Source organism: Pseudomonas sp. Pseusp97, assembly GCF_047304025.1.
In the GTDB taxonomy this organism is placed as follows: domain Bacteria; phylum Pseudomonadota; class Gammaproteobacteria; order Pseudomonadales; family Pseudomonadaceae; genus Pseudomonas.
Genome location: NZ_JBGLYK010000142.1, coordinates 1 through 15,386, shown reverse-complemented (window position 1 = coordinate 15,386; position 15,386 = coordinate 1). Strand labels below are relative to the sequence as shown.

Here is a 15,386-nt window from a genome sequence, read left to right as displayed (position 1 = left end):
CGCCGTGGTCGCGCCGCAGCACCCGGGCCCCATGGGCGCCCACCCCAAAAATCTCCCCCCGCCACCCGTCGGGCTTAAAAAGCGCAACTATTTATCCGCCGGCTGTCCCGTGGCGTTATGCGCCCTGTGGCATCGGAGGCGGTGGTGTGTAGGAGCGAGCTTGCTCGCGAACGGATTTCCCGGCGGCACTGAAGCTGGGCGGGTTCGCGAGCAAGCTCGCTCCTACAATTCCGGCAAGGTTGAACACCAACGAAAACGGGCGCCCGAAGGCGCCCGTTTTCTTATTGCACGGCAGGCAAGTCAGGCCTGAGCTGGACGCACCACGCGGTAGACCAATGCACCGATCACGCCGCCAGCCAGCGGGGCAACCCAGAACAGCCACAGCTGCTTCATGAACAGCGGGTCGGCGAAGATCGCCACGCCCAGGCTGCGCGCCGGGTTCACCGAGGTGTTGGTGACCGGGATGCTGATCAGGTGGATCAGCGCCAGGGTCAGGCCGATGGCCAGCGGGGCGAAGCCTGCCGGCGCCATCTTGTCGGTGACGCCCATGATCACGAACAGGAAGAACGCGGTCAGCAGGACCTCGATGGCCAGTGCGGACTGCAGGCTGTAGCCGCTCGGCGAGCCTTCGGCGTAACCGTTGGCGGCGAAGCCGGCCAGCGGATCGAAGCCGGACTTGCCGGTGGCGATCAGGTACAGCGCTCCGCCGGCGAGTATGCCGCCGATGCACTGGGCGATGATGTACGGCACCAGTTCAGCGGTGCGGAAGCGGCCGCCGGCCCACAGGCCGAGGCTGACAGCCGGGTTCAGGTGGCAGCCGGAGATCGGGCCGATGGCGTAGGCCATGGTCACGACCGTCAGGCCGAAGGCCAGGGATACACCCAGCACGCCAATGGCGTGGGCGGCGAAGATGGCGCTGCCGCAACCACCGAACACCAGCCAGAAAGTGCCGATCATTTCGGCGGAAAGTTTGCGAAGCATGCTGCCTCCAGAGGCAAGAGGAACCCCGGATTGGGGCGTGCGCATGCTAGGGAAGTCGAAGGATGGCGCGGAGTAGGGGAATTCCCAAGGTGTAGGGAGGGCCTTCCGAATGCAGAAGCGTGGGCTGAGGCGACCCGATGGGCTTCTGCCCCGTTCCATGCCCCGCCGGCTCTTGTAGGAGCGGGCTTGCTCGCGAACAGCCCAGCGCCGGCGCTGTCGTTGACTCAGTTCGCGAGCAAGCTCGCTCCTACGGAAAAAGTCCCGGCCTGGGCTGGTGGTGGCGTAGGGCGAATAACGCCGCAGGCGTTATCCGCCGTCTTTCTCAAGCCAGCGTGCCCAACTGTTCCGCCCGGCGCAGCCAGCCCTGCCGCTGTTCCTCGCCGGAGCCGCGCACCGGGCTGAATTCCTCCAGGTGGTGCAGGGCGATGCCGCAGGGCGCGAGGATGCAGCGCGTCATCTGCCGGTGGGCCGGCGCGCCCTGGCGCAGGCGGTAGTGCCAGTGGGTCTGGTCGTGGCTGACCAGCAGGTCCGCCGTGCGCCCGCCCAACAGCGGCTCGAACTCGCGGGATTCCGCCGAGCGATAGCGGAAGGCGAAGCCCGGCTGCAGCACCCGGTCGAAGAAGCCCTGCAGCAGCGCCGGCAGGCCGCCCCACCAGATCGGGTAGACGAACACCAGGTGCTGCGCCCAGTGGATCTGTCGCTGGGCTTCGAGCACGTCTGGCTCCAGGTTCTGGCTCTGTTCGTAGCCGCCGCGCAGCACCGGGTCGAAGTTCAGCTCGCCGAGCTTGAGCGTGTGCACCACATGGCCCTTGGCGCGGGCGCCGTGGGCGTAGGCGTCGGCCAGTGCGTGGCAGAAGCCGCCGGGCTTGGGCGAGCCCAGCACCAGCAGCACGCGCTTGCCGTCGCCCTCCAGCGGGGTGGCGCCGGAGCGGGTCGGTTCAACCATTCTGCCCGGCCTCCAGCATGGTCTCCGGGCGCACCCACTGGTCGAACTCGGCGTCGGTCAGGTAGCCCAGTTCCAGTGCGGCTGCGCGCAGGGTCTTGCCTTCGGCGTAGGCCTTCTTGGCGATTTCGGCGGCCTTGTCGTAGCCGATGTGCGGGTTCAGCGCGGTCACCAGCATCAGGCCACGGTCCAGGTGCTCGCGCATCTTCGCCGCGTCCGGCTCCATGCCGGCGATGCAGTGAGTGTTGAAGTTGCGGCAGCCGTCGGCCAGCAGGCGCGCGGATTCCAGCAGGTTGTGGATGATCACCGGCTTGTAGACGTTGAGCTGCAGGTGGCCCTGGCTGGCGGCGAAAGTGATCGCGGCGTCGTTGCCGAAGACCTGGCAGGCGAGCATCGACAGCGCCTCGCACTGGGTCGGGTTGACCTTGCCGGGCATGATCGAGGAGCCCGGCTCGTTGGCCGGCAGCTTCACCTCGGCAAACCCCGCGCGCGGGCCGGAGCCGAGCAGGCGCAGGTCGTTGGCGATCTTCATCAGCGCCACGGCGAGGGTCTTCATGGCGCCGGCCAGGGTCACCAGCGGCTCGTGGCCGGCGAGGGCGGCGAACTTGTTCGGCGCTGAGACGAAGGGCAGGCCGGAGAGGTCGGCCAGTTCGGCGGCGATGGCTTCGGCGAATTCCTTCGGTGCGTTGAGCCCGGTGCCGACTGCGGTGCCGCCCTGGGCCAGCTCGTAGACCGCCGGCAGCGCCGCGCGAATGGCGCGCTCGGCGTAGTCCAGCTGGGCGACGAAGGCGGAGAGTTCCTGGCCGAAGGTGACCGGCGTTGCGTCCATCAGGTGGGTGCGCCCGGTCTTCACCAGGTCGGCGTGGCGCGCGGCCTGCTGGGCGAGGCCGCCGCTGAGCTCGGCGATGGCCGGCAGCAGGTCGTGCTGCACCGCCTGGGCGGCGGCGATGTGCATGGCGGTGGGGAAGCTGTCGTTGGAACTCTGCGCGCGGTTCACATGGTCGTTGGGGTGTACCGGCTTCTTGCCGCCGCGGCCGTTGCCGGCGATCTCGTTGGCGCGGCCGGCGATCACCTCGTTGACGTTCATGTTGCTCTGGGTGCCGCTGCCGGTCTGCCAGACCACCAGCGGGAACTGGTCGTCGTGCTCGCCCGCTAGCACTTCGTCGGCGGCCTCCTCGATCAGGCTGGTGATGTTTTCCGGCAGCTCGCCCAGTTGTGCGTTAACCCGTGCGGCGGCCTTCTTGATCAGCGCCAGGGCGTGGACCACGGCCAGCGGCATGCGCTGCCCGCCGATGGCGAAGTTCTCCAGCGAGCGCTGGGTCTGCGCGCCCCAGTAGGCTTCTTCGGGGACTTCGATGGGGCCGAGGCTGTCGGTTTCGGTGCGGCTCATGATGCTTCTCCGGAAAAGGGTCTCGGCCAGTTTAGGCTGTCGCGCGGCTTCCGGGTTCCACTCTGGCTCAATGGCCGTGATAGAGCGGTTTCAGTGGCACAGCAGATCACCAACGGGCATGCGTGGCGCCGATCCAGCCGAGTGCGCCGCTGACCGGCACGAGATCGCCGTCGGCGCTGCGCAGCGAGCCGTCGAAGCGTCCGAACCACTGGCTGGTCTCGGCGAACAGCGGGCCAAGGCGAGGGCAGGCGCGGTGCAGCTTGCGCGGGGTGAAGGTGAGCTCGACGCGCTCCTCGCTGCTGTGCAGTTGCCAGGGCGAGAGCGGATCGTGCGGTGCCTGGAGGATATCCACCGGGCCGTCGAGCGGCTGCAGCTCGCCGCCGAACCACAGGGCGTTCTCGCTGAACTCGCTGTTTTCCGTCCAGCCGGCGCCGAAATTGCCGGCGATGCCACCGGGCGCGGCGAAGGCGGCGCGGGTCCAGTGGGTATTGAAAGGCCAGACGCCGCGGCCGAAATCCAGCGCGGCGAAGCTCTGGCCTTCGCTGCAGCGATAGGTCCTGTGGCCCAGGGTCAGGCTGCCGCGGATCGGCAGGCCCATCTGCCGGCTGCAGGCGTGGAAGCACTTGCCGCCCATGGGCACCACCAGGTTGACCGACTCCAGGTGCGCCGGGCGCTGTACTTCCAGCGAGAGGTTCAGCGGCTGGCCGCCCAGGTTGGGCGCGCAGGCGGTGATGCGCAGTTGGCCCGGCTGCTCGTCGAAGCCCAGGCGCAGCTGGCCGTGTTCGAAACCATGGGTCTGGTTCGGCGTGTCCGGCAGTTGGCAGCCCAGGCCGAAGGGGCTGAACTGGGTGCGGTGCACCGACTGTCCGGTTTCCAGGTCGAGGAAATAGACGGCGCCGTAGCCCAGGTAGTCGAGGTCGGCGATGGTGATCGAGAGCATCCAGCCCGGCGCGTTGATGCACCAGTGGTTCCAGCGCTTGCGCCGGCCGGCGTTGCCGGACAGCTGGCAGAGCGTCTGCGGCCGCGACGACCAGCCCACGGCCGCGGCGTTCAGGCGGCCACGCGCATCGCACAGGTGCGGCGCGGCGGCAGGCGTCGGCGGGCGGGTGAGGGTGTTCATCGGTCACATCCGTGTGGCAACGCGCCGCAGCATGCCGTTTCACGAACTGTCCTACAAGAGAAGCCGGTCACTTCCAGGGCATTTGCCATTCTCTTGAGCGCATTCCGAACTTAGGCGCAGAATGGCGGGTCCCACCCGGACACACCTTCAGACTCACAGGACTGCCCCATGACCGTTCTTCGTTCCCTCTGCACCGCAGCACTTCTGGTTGGCTTCAGTTCCGTGGCACTGGCTGATGCCAACGCCGAGGCGGAGAAATTCCTCAAGCAGGTCCATGCCGACAAGCTGACCGTGCCGGTCTACGCGCAAGTCCAGCAGATGCTCGCCCAGCGTTTCGCCCAGGCCAAGGCGCCGGACAGCAAGAAGGCCGTACTCGACCGCTACCAGGCCAAGGCCAACGCCGAACTGGACCGCGCCGTGGGTTGGGACAAGCTCAAGCCTGAACTGGTCAAGCTCTACACCAGTAACTTCAGCGAATCCGAGCTCAAGCAGCTGAACGATTTCTACGCATCCCCGCTGGGCCGCAAGGTGCTGGAAAAAATGCCGCGCCTGACCGCCGAATCCGCCCAGCTGACCCAGGCCAAGCTGCAGACCGCAGTAGACCCGGTGAACAAGCTGATGGCCGACATGGACAAGGAACTGGGCGTGAAGGCCCCGGCCGCTCCGGCCAAGAAGCCCTGATCGCCCTGATTTGCACCTGCCTGACCCGTACTGACTGCCAGCGAGACCCGACATGAGCATGCGTGACCGACTCCAATCCGCCCTGGGCGCCCTCGAACCGCAACACCTCGAGGTGCTCGACGAGAGCCACATGCACAGCCGCGGACAGGAAACGCACTACAAGGCGGTGATCGTCAGCCCCGCCGTGGCCGGGCTGAACGCGGTGAAGCGGCACCAGAAGGTCTACGCCACGCTCGGCGAGCTGATGGGCCAGATCCACGCGCTGGCGCTGCACACCTACACTCCGGAGGAGTGGGCGCAGCAGGGGCAGGCGCCCGATTCGCCGACTTGCCGTGGCGGCAGCAAGCACGATCTTTCTCACTGATCGGCTCGGCTGACCAACCGCGTGCGGGGTTCGCCCCGCTCCGTGTAGAATGCGACACCCAGCGCCGGCTTCTGCCGGCGCTGTCATTTTCGATTCCAAAGAAGCCCGGTCCGCCCTTTACGCGGGCGACCACTGGAGTGATGCATGACCACCGAAAGAATCGTCGTCGCGGCGTTGTACAAGTTCGTCTCCCTGCCCGACTACGTCGCCCTGCGCGAACCGCTGCTGCAGACCCTGCTGGACAACGGCGTGAAGGGCACCCTGCTGCTCGCCGAGGAAGGCATCAACGGCACCGTCTCCGGCACCCGCGCCGGCATCGACGGCCTGCTCGCCTGGCTGCGCAAAGACCCGCGCCTGGCCGATGTCGACCACAAGGAGTCCTACTGCGACGAACAACCCTTCTACCGCACCAAGGTGAAGCTGAAGAAGGAAATCGTCACCCTCGGCGTGCCGGGCGTGGACCCGAACGCCAAGGTCGGCACCTACGTCGAGCCCAAGGACTGGAACGCGCTGATCTCCGACCCGGAAGTGCTGCTGATCGACACCCGCAACGACTACGAAGTGGCCATCGGCACCTTCGAGGGCGCCATCGACCCGAAGACCAGGTCGTTCCGCGAGTTCCCCGACTACATCCGCGAGCACTACGACCCGGCGAAACACAAGAAGGTCGCAATGTTCTGCACCGGCGGCATCCGCTGCGAGAAGGCCTCGAGCTTCATGCTCAACGAAGGCTTCGAAGAGGTCTTCCACCTGAAGGGCGGCATCCTCAAGTACCTCGAGGAAGTGCCCGAGGCGCAGACCCTCTGGCGCGGCGACTGCTTCGTGTTCGACAACCGCGTGACCGTGCGCCATGACCTGAGCGAAGGCGACTACGATCAGTGCCATGCCTGCCGCAACCCGATCTCGGTGGAGGATCGCGCCTCCGAGCATTACGCTCCCGGTATCAGCTGCCCACACTGCTGGAACACGCTGTCGGAGAAGACCCGCGCCAGCGCCCGCGAGCGGCAGAAGCAGATCGAACTGGCGCGCCAGCGCAACCAGCCGCACCCCATTGGCCGCGATCCTCGCGCGGAGACCTGATCCATGACCAGCCGCCTGCTCTACGTGATGGACCCGATGTGCTCCTGGTGCTGGGGTTTCGCCCCGGTGGCCGGGCAACTGGTGGAGCAGGCGCGCGCCGCGGGCGTGCCCCTGGCGCTGGTGATGGGCGGGCTGCGCACCGGACAGGGCGCCGCGCTGGAACCGACCACCAGGCGCTACATCCTCGAACACTGGCACGCGGTACATGACGCCACCGGCCAGCCGTTCCGCTTCGAAAACGCCTTGCCCGAAGGCTTCGTCTACGACACCGAGCCAGCCTGCCGCGCGGTGGTCACCGCACGCCGCCTGGACGAGGACTGCGCCTGGGCGCTGGTCGGTGAAATCCAGCGGGCGTTCTACGTCGAGGGCCGCGACGTCACCCAGGCCGCGGTGCTCACCGAACTGGCCGAGCAGGTCGGCCTGCCGCGCATCGAATTCGCCGAAGCCTTCGACAGCCAGGACAACCACCTGGCGACCCTGGCCGACTTTTCCTGGGCTCGCGACCTGGGTATCGCCGGTTTCCCCACGCTGCTGGCCGAGCGTGATGGACAACTGGCCCTGCTGACCAACGGTTACCAGCCGCTGGGCGAGCTCGCGCCGTTGCTGGAACGCTGGCTGGAGCGCGGGCGGCATGCCTGAGCAGTCCGCCGATCGCCTGAGCTGGGCGGAAATCCGCCGGCTCGCTTTCCGCCACCGCAAGGCCCTGCTGCTCGCCAACCTGGTCGCCGTGCTGGCGACCGCCTGCAGCGTACCGATCCCGCTGCTGCTGCCACTGCTGGTCGATGAGGTGCTGCTGAGCAAGGGCGACGCGGCCCTGCAGGTGATGAACCACTGGCTGCCCGAGGGCTGGCACAAACCGCTCGGCTACATCGGCCTGATGCTGCTGGTAACCCTGGTGCTGCGCAGCTGCGCGCTGGTGTTCAACGTGCTGCAGGCCAAGCTGTTCGCGCGGTTGTCCAAGGATTTGGTGTACCGCATCCGCCTGCGCCTGATCGAGCGCCTGAAACGCATCGCTCTGGGCGAGTACGAAACCCTCGGCGGCGGCTCGGTCAGCGCGCACCTGGTGACCGATCTCGACACCCTCGACAAGTTCGTCGGCGACACCCTCAGCCGCTTCCTGGTGGCGCTGCTGACCCTCTGCGGCACCGCCGGCATCCTGATCTGGATGCACTGGAAGCTGGCGCTGCTGATCCTGCTGTTCAACCCGCTGGTGATCTTCGCCACGGTGCAGCTGGGCAAGCGCGTGAAGCACCTGAAGAAGCTGGAGAACGACAGCACCTCGCGCTTCACCCAGGCGCTGACGGAAACCCTCGAAGCCATCCAGGAAGTGCGCGCCGGCAACCGCCAGGGCTTCTTCCTCGGCCGCCTCGGCGTGCGCGCCCGCGAAGTCCGCGATTACGCCGTCGCCTCGCAGTGGAAGAGCGACGCGGCCGGGCGCGCCAGCGGGCTGCTGTTCCAGTTCGGTATCGACCTGTTCCGCGCCGCGGCCATGCTCACCGTGCTGTTCTCCGACCTGTCCATCGGCCAGATGCTCGCGGTGTTCAGCTACCTGTGGTTCATGATCGGCCCGGTGGAGCAACTGCTCAGCCTGCAATACGCCTACTACGCCGCCGGCGGCGCGCTGACCCGCATCAACGAGCTGCTGGCGCGCGCCGACGAGCCGCATTACCCGCACCGTCGCGATCCGTTCGCCGGGTTCACCAGCGTCGGCATCCAGGTGCGCGACCTGAGCTTCGCCTATGGCGAGGAGCGGGTGCTGGACGGGCTCGACCTGGACATCGCTGCCGGCGAGAAGGTTGCCATAGTTGGCGCCAGCGGCGGCGGCAAGAGCACCCTGGTGCAGCTGCTGCTGGGCCTCTACCAGCCGCAGTCCGGCAGCATCCGCTACGGCGGCGTGGCGCTGGAGGAGATCGGCCTGGACTGTGTGCGCGAGCACGTGGCCGTGGTGCTGCAGCATCCGGCGCTGTTCAACGACACGGTGCGCGCCAACCTGACCATGGGCCGCGAGCGCGGCGACGAAGCCTGCTGGCGCGCGCTGGAAGTGGCGCAGTTGGCGGAGACCATCCGCGCCCTGCCGCAGGGGCTGGACAGCGTGGTCGGACGCTCCGGCGTGCGCCTCTCCGGCGGCCAGCGGCAACGCCTGGCGATTGCCCGCATGGTGCTCGCCGAGCCCAAGGTGGTGATCCTCGACGAGGCGACTTCCGCCCTCGACGCCGCCACGGAGTACGCCCTGCATCAGGCCCTGGAGCGCTTCCTCGAAGGGCGCACCACGCTGATCATCGCCCACCGCCTGTCGGCGGTGAAACAGGCCGACCGCGTGCTGGTGTTCGATGGCGGGCGCATCGCCGAGGACGGCGACCACCAGCAACTGATCGCCGAAGGCGGGCTCTACGCCCGCCTGTACGGCCACCTGCAGCAGGGCTGATCAGCCGTAGCGGGTGACTTCGAGAAACGCCACGCAATTGCCCAGGTCGTGGAAGACCCGCGCGCTGCCGATGTCGTTGTAGGGAATGCCCAGCAGCAGATCGAGCAGGGCGGCATCGTTGCGGTAGTGCGGGCGCCAGTCCAGCAGGCCTTCCAGGTAGGCGATGTTCGGCACGCCGGGCAGGAAGTTGCCCATCAGCAGGCGACCGCCGGGCAGCAGGCGGGCGAACAGGTTGCGGGTCAGGTCGCGGGCGTCATGGTCGTCCAGCACCTCGTAGAGGCCCGGCGAATAGATCAGGTCGAAATGGGACAGTTCCTGGCGCCCGTAGAACAGGTCGTCCAGCGTGCACTGCTGGGTGCGGATGCCCAGGGCGGCGTAGGAGGCTTCCACTGTCTGCAGCGACAGCGCCTGGGCGTCCAGTGCGGTGAAGGCGCGGAACTGGCCATGGCGCAGCGAGCGTGCGAGGTCAGCCTCGCGCAGATGCCCGCAGCCCACACAAAGAATGCGCGCCTGGCCGTTGAGCTGGTCGCAGCAGCGGTCGATTTCCCGCGCCAGCAATTGGCGGCGCGAGCGCAGCGCGCGCGATGCCGGTGCTGAGCTGGCGTAGCGGAACAGCTCCTCGGTCGGCCCGTCTGGCAGCAGCGAACGCAGGGTGCTGTCGATGCCATACAGGTAGTCCATCAGCACGGCGTTGCCCGCGCCTTCGCCCATGGGCCGTTCGCGGCGCCGGGGGAAGGGCACCACGCGCGGGGCTTGGGCCGGTGGCGTGCGGCCGGTGGCGAGCGCCAGCAGGTCGGTCTCGTCATCCCGGAGGTGACGCAGCTGCCGTTCGAGTTGCTCGATGGCTTCGGTTAGCGATTTCGGATTCTGCTGGGTGCCGTTGTCCATGCCGTCCACCTGGGATACCGCTCAGTGATGAGAAAGCGCCACCGGCCTTGCCGGTGATCCGTCCAACACCTTAGGGGGCGGTTGGCGCCGGGCCATCATCTGAATGAATGACGACGCGAAAATTCAGCGCTGACCGAGGCGCACCAGCAGGCTGACCAGTTCAGCCTGGCGGCTGGTGCGGGTCTTGCGGAACAGCGCACGGAGCTGGCTGCGCACGGTATTGATCGAAGTGCCGAGCCGTTCGGCGCATTGCTCGGGCGCCAGGCCGCGAACCAGCAGCGCGCCCAGGCGCTGTTCGGCGGGCGTCAGGCCGAACAGGTCGCCCAGCAGGTGGCTCTCGCGGTGCGCGTCGAGCAGCGCCAGCAGCACCAGCGGGCGCTGGAAGGGACGGTTGAAACTCGCCTCGGCGGGCACCGGGGTCACCAGCAGCTCCTGCCCGCTGCCGTCGTCCAGCGGCAGCCAACCGGCCTTGCCCCTGCCTGTGCGCGGTGCTGCCTGGCGCACCAGGGCCTGGAGTTTCGCGTCGTGCTGGTGGCAGTGCAGGCGGCCGAAGACTTCATGGAACAGCCCCGCGCGCAGCCCGAGCCGCTGCTGCGCCGCCTGGTTGGCATAGAGCACGCGGGCATTGCCCTCCAGCAGCCAGAGCGGGGTGGGGTGCTGGTCCAGCAGCAGGTCGCGGTGGGCCAGTTGCTGGCGCATCTCGTCGATGCGCCCGAACATCCTTGCAGCGCGAGTCAGGTGCTGGCTCAGGCGGGTCAGTAGCGCCTGCTCCTGCGGATCGGGATAGCGGGCGCCGATATTGGTCAGCACCGACAGGTAGATACCCGACGAGGCCTGCTCGTTGAGTTTCACGCAGGATACGTTGTGCATGCCGTTGGGCCGCTGGAATTCCTGGTAGTACGGGTCGCGGGCGATGCGCTGCGGGCCGTACTCTTCGCGGTCGTGGTACCAGTGGCCGACCGGCCGGCACTGCATGAAGCCCTTGCACGGGTCGATGGTGCTGAACTCGCGGTTGTAGGCCTCGATAGCGCCGGGGTCGCAGAGGTTGATCTCGCTGGCCACCGCGCCGCTCTCGGTCTGGTCCCAGAACAGCAGCGCGCCCTGCTGGCGGCCGCTGGCGCCGATCAGCTCGGTAAGCAGCGCAAGCCAGTTGCCTTCGTCCAGCACGCACTCGTAGGCCAGGCCCACCAGATGGTCGTACTGCCTGTCCAGGTCCTGCCTTGGCATGGCCGCTCCGTCGGTTGCATGCGGGACTTTGCAGATTGCACGACAGAGGTATGGCATATGGCCTTCTCCCCCGCAAGGTCGCTGATCGCTTGCTCGGGAGGGCGGTTTGCGGCGGGAAAGGGCGTTTCACACCGGAAAAACCTACTTTTCCGCCGGACGGCGGGTCCGTGGGCACCCTGGCCCTCGCCTGCGGTTGGAGGATTTCCCGTGATCGGCTAGAAGTTAAGGAAGGGGCGGCCTGACAGAAAAGTCCCGGGGTGAAGCGGCACTGCGCCCCTGCGGCCTGCCAGGTATTGAAAAAAGGATGCCGAAACTGGTTATGGATGCAATGGGACTGTTGCCGACCCGGCGTACGACGCGTCTGCTCAAGCTGGTCTGGCCGTTCATGGTCGTGGTCCTGCTGCAGACGCTGATCGGCAGCGGCAGCTTCTTTATCCTCTCTGGCGTGCGCGCCTACGTGGGCGGCGAGAGCCTCTGGTCCAAGGGGCAGAAGGACGCCATCCATTACCTGCAGCTCTACGGCCAGAGCCGCGACCCGGCGGATTACGAACGCTACCGCGCCGCCATCGCCATTCCCCAGGGCGACCGCACCTTCCGCGCCGCCCTCGATCTCATCCAGCCCGACCTCGAACTCGCCCGCGCCGGCGCCCTGCAGGGGGGCATCCATCCCGACGACATCGACGTGCTGATCTGGCTGTACCGCTACTTCCACGAGTACAGCTACTTCGACCAGGCAGTGAAGATGTGGATCATCGGCGACGCCTACCTCGACCAGCTGGAGCAGCTCTCCGACGAGATGAGCGCGAAGATCCGCGCCGGCGACGTGCGCCCCGGCGACCTGAGCTACTGGAACAGCCGCATCCAGGCCATCAACGACGGCGTCACGCCCGCGGCCATGGCCTTCTCCGCTGCGCTGGGGCAGGGCTCGCGGATGATCATGTGGGTGCTGCTGGTGCTCAACGGCCTCACCGGTCTGGCGCTGATCCTCCTGGCGGTGTGGCGCACGCGCAAGCTGCTGCACCAGCAGCGCGCTTTCGAAAGTGCCCTGGACACCGAGCGGGAACGTGCCCAGACCACGCTGGCGGCGATCGGCGACGGCGTGGTCACCCTCGATGCGCATGAGTGCATCGCCTACTTCAATCCGGCCGCCGAGCGCCTGATCGGGTGGGACAATTCCATGGCGGTCGGCCTGCCGCTGCGCTCGCTGCTGCGGGTATTCGACGAGAATTCCCAGGCCGAGGGGCTGCCGCTGGTGGGGCAGATCCTGCGCGGCGAAGTGGATGGCGGCAGCGAAACCAGCAAGATGATCCAGCGCCTGGACGGCACCAGCGTGGCAGTGACCCTGGTCGCCACGCCCATCCATGCCGAAGGCCGGGTAGTCGGGGTGGTGCTGGTGCTGCACGACATGACCCGCGAGCGCCAGTACATGGCCAGCCTGTCCTGGCAGGCCACCCACGATGCGCTGACCGGCCTGACCAACCGCCGCGAGTTCGAATTCCGCCTGAAGCAGGCGTTGGAAAGCTCGGCGGACTCCCACGACCAGCATTCGCTGATGTACCTGGACCTGGACCAGTTCAAGCTGGTCAACGACACCTGCGGCCACGCCGCCGGCGACGAGTTGCTGCGCCAGGTCTGCTCGGTGCTGCAGCAGTGCCTGCGCGACGGCGACACCCTGGCGCGCCTGGGCGGCGACGAGTTCGGCATCCTCCTGGAACGCTGCCCGGCGGACCTCGCGGTGCAGATCGCCGAGCGCATCCGGCTGACCGTCCAGGCGCTGCATTTCATGTGGGAAGGCCGCGGCTTCAACATCACCGTGAGCATCGGCGTGGTGCACATTTCCGCCATGCTGGTATCGGTGGAGGAGGCGCTGCGCTGCGCCGACATGGCCTGCTACATGGCCAAGGAGAAAGGCCGCAACCGCGCCCAGGTGTTCCGCCCGGACGACACCGAGCTGTCCAACCGCGTCGGCGAGATGGCCTGGGTGCAGCGCATCCGCCTGGCGCTGGAGGAGCAGCGATTCTGCCTGTTCGCCCAGCCGATCTTCCCGGTCGACCAGCGCGTCATGGAGGGCGCCCACGTCGAACTGCTGCTGCGCCTGAACGACGAGTGCGGGCGGCTGGTGGCGCCGATCAACTTCATCCCCGCCGCCGAGCGCTACGGGCTGATGCCGGAGATCGACCGCTGGGTCGTCGAGAGCGCCTTCCGGACCCTGGCCGAGCGCATCGCCGATGGCGGTTACGAACCGATCCACACCTGCGCCATCAACCTCTCGGGCGCCACCATCGGCGACGACACCTTCCTCGACTTCCTCCGCGAAGTGCAGCCGCGCCACGGCATCGAGCCCTCCAGCGTGTGCTTCGAGATCACCGAGACCAGCGCCATCGCCAACCTGGTCAACGCCACGCGCTTCATCCAGGAGCTCAAGGCGCTGGGCTATCGCTTCTCGCTGGACGACTTCTGCGCCGGCATGTCTTCCTTCGTCTACCTCAAGCACCTGCCGGTGGATTACCTGAAGATCGACGGCAGCTTCATCAAGGACATGCTCGAGGACCCCATCGACCGCGCCATGGTCCAGGTGATCAACCAGATCGGCCATGTGATGGGCAAGCGCACCGTGGCGGAGTTCGTCGAAACCCAGGAAATCCTCGAGGTGCTGCGGGAAATCGGCATCGACTACGCCCAGGGGTATGGCCTGGCGCGGCCGCAACCCTTCAATCGAAGCTTCCTGCGTGAGACGCACGTCGCAGCCGTGGCATCCGACACAACCTCCGGACGGTGACGCGGAGCCAGGAGAGGACTAACCTGAGGCCAGATTTACCGGTGCTTGCAAGGATCGACCAGCAACGGAGCCTGGGATGAACGACACCTTTGTTCGCAGTGGGCCGCTCAAGGAGTTATCCAGCTATCCGCACTGGGCCCAGCGCCTGGTGCAGGAGTGCGAAGCCAGCCGTCTTTCGGTGGTCGAGCATCCGCTCTACGCGCGTATGCGCGACGGCCAACTGAGCCGCCAGACCATGCGCGCCTTCCTCATCGGCGGCTGGCAGGTGGTCGAGCAGTTCCCCCTGTACATGTCCCACAACCTGCTCAAGACCCGCTTCGGCCGCAGCCCCGGCGAAGACATGGCGCGGCGCTGGCTGATGCGCAACATCCGCGTCGAGTTGAACCACGCCGACTACTGGGTGCGCTGGGCCGAGGCCTACGGCGTGACCCTGGCCGAACTCAAGGCGCAACTGGTCCCCGCCGAACTCCACGCCCTCGGCCACTGGTGCTGGCACAGCTGCGCCACGGAAGAACTGGCGCTGGCCATGGCGGCCACCAACTACGCCATCGAAGGCGCGACCGGCGACTGGTCGGCGCTGGTCTGCTCCACCGATACCTACGAACGCAGCTTGCCGGCCGGCGCCCGCAAGGACGCCATGCGCTGGTTGAAGATGCATGCCCGCTACGATGACGATCACCCCTGGGAAGCCCTGGAGATCATCTGCACCCTCTGCGGCCCGCAGCTCGCCATGCCGCGCTGCCTGGCGCTGCGCGAGGCGATCTGCAAGAGCTACGGCTACATGCGCCTGTTCCTCGACCAGTGCCTGGCGCTGGAGCAGGTGCAGGGTGATGTGCGGCGGGGGCCGATGCAGGTGGTGGGGTAGGTTTTTCGGTTTTCGTGCGATGGTTGGCATGGAAGCGGGGTTTTGCCCTCTCCCCAACCCTCTCCCTGAAGGGAGAGGGGGCTGTCCGCAATCGACGGATAGCTGGGAGTCATCCTGATATCCCTGACCGGGCTTCAAGGCTTACGCTGAGTTTTATCCAATGCGCCGATCCACTCCCTCTCCCTGAAGGTAAAGGGGGCCGTCCGCAATCGACGGATAGCTGGGAGTCATCCTGATACCCCTGACCGGGCTTTAAGGCGTGCGCTGAATTTTATCCAAAGCGCCGATCCACTCCCTCTCCCTTCAGGGAGAGGGCTGGGGAGAGGGGGCTCTCCGCCGATGCCAAAGCCAATTTCAGGGCACGAGAATGATCTTCTCGCTGCTGCCTTCGTTGATCTCCTGGTAGCGCTGCACACCCACGCTCAGCGGCACTTCGCGCAAACCGGTCGGCAGCGGCAGCCTGCCATCGTCGAACCACTGGCCGAACTGGCGCAGCATCGCGGCGCAGGCCACCGTGTCGTACAGCAGCGAATTTACCCCCACCACCGAGCCGCCACGGCGATACAGCGCCAGGGCCGGCAGCTGCACGTGGCCGTCCACGGGAGCGGCGATGATGGCGATGCGGCCGAAGGTAGCCAGGGCG

The 15,386-nt window shown here is 67.1% G+C and carries 12 protein-coding genes and 2 pseudogenes; 7 read left to right on the top strand and 7 right to left on the bottom strand.

Annotated elements, in window-relative coordinates; all coding sequences use genetic code 11:
* Nucleotides 1–300: 300 nt before the first annotated feature.
* From aqpZ to ACCC94_RS20395, 4 genes are all read right to left on the bottom strand, one after another.
* On the bottom strand, nt 301–981 hold the full coding sequence (gene aqpZ, locus ACCC94_RS20410) for an aquaporin Z (protein WP_413351346.1): 681 nt from the start codon (nt 979–981) through the stop codon (nt 301–303).
* Nucleotides 982–1,303: 322 nt separating this feature from the next.
* The gene (locus ACCC94_RS20405; protein ID WP_413351345.1) at nt 1,304–1,927 is read right to left on the bottom strand and encodes an NAD(P)H-dependent oxidoreductase; all 624 of its coding nucleotides are present in this window, start codon (nt 1,925–1,927) and stop codon (nt 1,304–1,306) included.
* Entirely contained in the window at nt 1,920–3,314 is a 1,395-nt protein-coding gene (locus ACCC94_RS20400) for a class II fumarate hydratase (RefSeq protein ID WP_413351344.1), read from the bottom strand. Before ACCC94_RS20400 ends, ACCC94_RS20405 begins: the two co-directional genes overlap by 8 nt.
* A 106-nt stretch (nt 3,315–3,420) precedes the next feature.
* Nucleotides 3,421–4,434 (bottom strand): DUF2804 domain-containing protein, encoded by a 1,014-nt coding sequence (locus tag ACCC94_RS20395; RefSeq protein WP_413351343.1) that lies wholly within the window; start codon nt 4,432–4,434, stop codon nt 3,421–3,423.
* A gap of 121 nt (nt 4,435–4,555) precedes the next feature.
* Here ACCC94_RS20395 and ACCC94_RS20390 point away from each other — a divergent pair.
* From ACCC94_RS20390 to ACCC94_RS20370, 5 genes and pseudogenes are all read left to right on the top strand, one after another.
* Nucleotides 4,556–5,115 (top strand): annotated as a pseudogene (locus ACCC94_RS20390) (DUF2059 domain-containing protein).
* Between the two features lie 52 nt (nt 5,116–5,167).
* Nucleotides 5,168–5,479 (top strand): BolA family protein, encoded by a 312-nt coding sequence (locus ACCC94_RS20385; protein WP_413351342.1) that lies wholly within the window; start codon nt 5,168–5,170, stop codon nt 5,477–5,479.
* 144 nt (nt 5,480–5,623) lie between these two features.
* Nucleotides 5,624–6,559, top strand: a complete 936-nt coding sequence (locus tag ACCC94_RS20380) for a rhodanese-related sulfurtransferase (RefSeq protein WP_413351341.1) — start codon at nt 5,624–5,626, stop codon at nt 6,557–6,559.
* Nucleotides 6,560–6,562: 3 nt separating this feature from the next.
* Nucleotides 6,563–7,198, top strand: coding sequence for a DsbA family protein (locus ACCC94_RS20375; RefSeq protein ID WP_413351340.1), 636 nt, complete (start codon nt 6,563–6,565; stop codon nt 7,196–7,198).
* The gene (locus ACCC94_RS20370; RefSeq protein WP_413351339.1) at nt 7,191–8,984 is read left to right on the top strand and encodes an ABC transporter ATP-binding protein; all 1,794 of its coding nucleotides are present in this window, start codon (nt 7,191–7,193) and stop codon (nt 8,982–8,984) included. The genes ACCC94_RS20375 and ACCC94_RS20370 overlap by 8 nt, the downstream gene beginning before the upstream one ends.
* On the opposite strand, the gene ACCC94_RS20365 is transcribed toward ACCC94_RS20370, so the two are convergent.
* Together ACCC94_RS20365 and ACCC94_RS20360 are read right to left on the bottom strand one after the other, a co-directional pair.
* Nucleotides 8,985–9,872 (bottom strand): class I SAM-dependent methyltransferase, encoded by an 888-nt coding sequence (locus tag ACCC94_RS20365; RefSeq protein WP_413351338.1) that lies wholly within the window; start codon nt 9,870–9,872, stop codon nt 8,985–8,987.
* Nucleotides 9,873–9,995: 123 nt separating this feature from the next.
* Entirely contained in the window at nt 9,996–11,099 is a 1,104-nt protein-coding gene (locus ACCC94_RS20360) for a helix-turn-helix transcriptional regulator (RefSeq protein WP_413351336.1), read from the bottom strand.
* Nucleotides 11,100–11,427: 328 nt separating this feature from the next.
* On the opposite strand from ACCC94_RS20360, the gene ACCC94_RS20355 reads away from it, so the two are divergent.
* Entirely contained in the window at nt 11,428–13,878 is a 2,451-nt protein-coding gene (locus tag ACCC94_RS20355) for an EAL domain-containing protein (RefSeq protein WP_413351347.1), read from the top strand.
* Between the two features lie 76 nt (nt 13,879–13,954).
* Nucleotides 13,955–14,743: a TenA family transcriptional regulator gene (locus ACCC94_RS20350; protein WP_413351335.1), complete on the top strand. Its 789-nt coding sequence runs from the start codon at nt 13,955–13,957 to the stop codon at nt 14,741–14,743.
* 354 nt (nt 14,744–15,097) lie between these two features.
* Here the strand turns inward: ACCC94_RS20350 and ACCC94_RS20345 are convergent.
* Nucleotides 15,098–15,386, bottom strand: a pseudogene (locus ACCC94_RS20345) (zinc-binding alcohol dehydrogenase family protein); the annotation flags it as partial.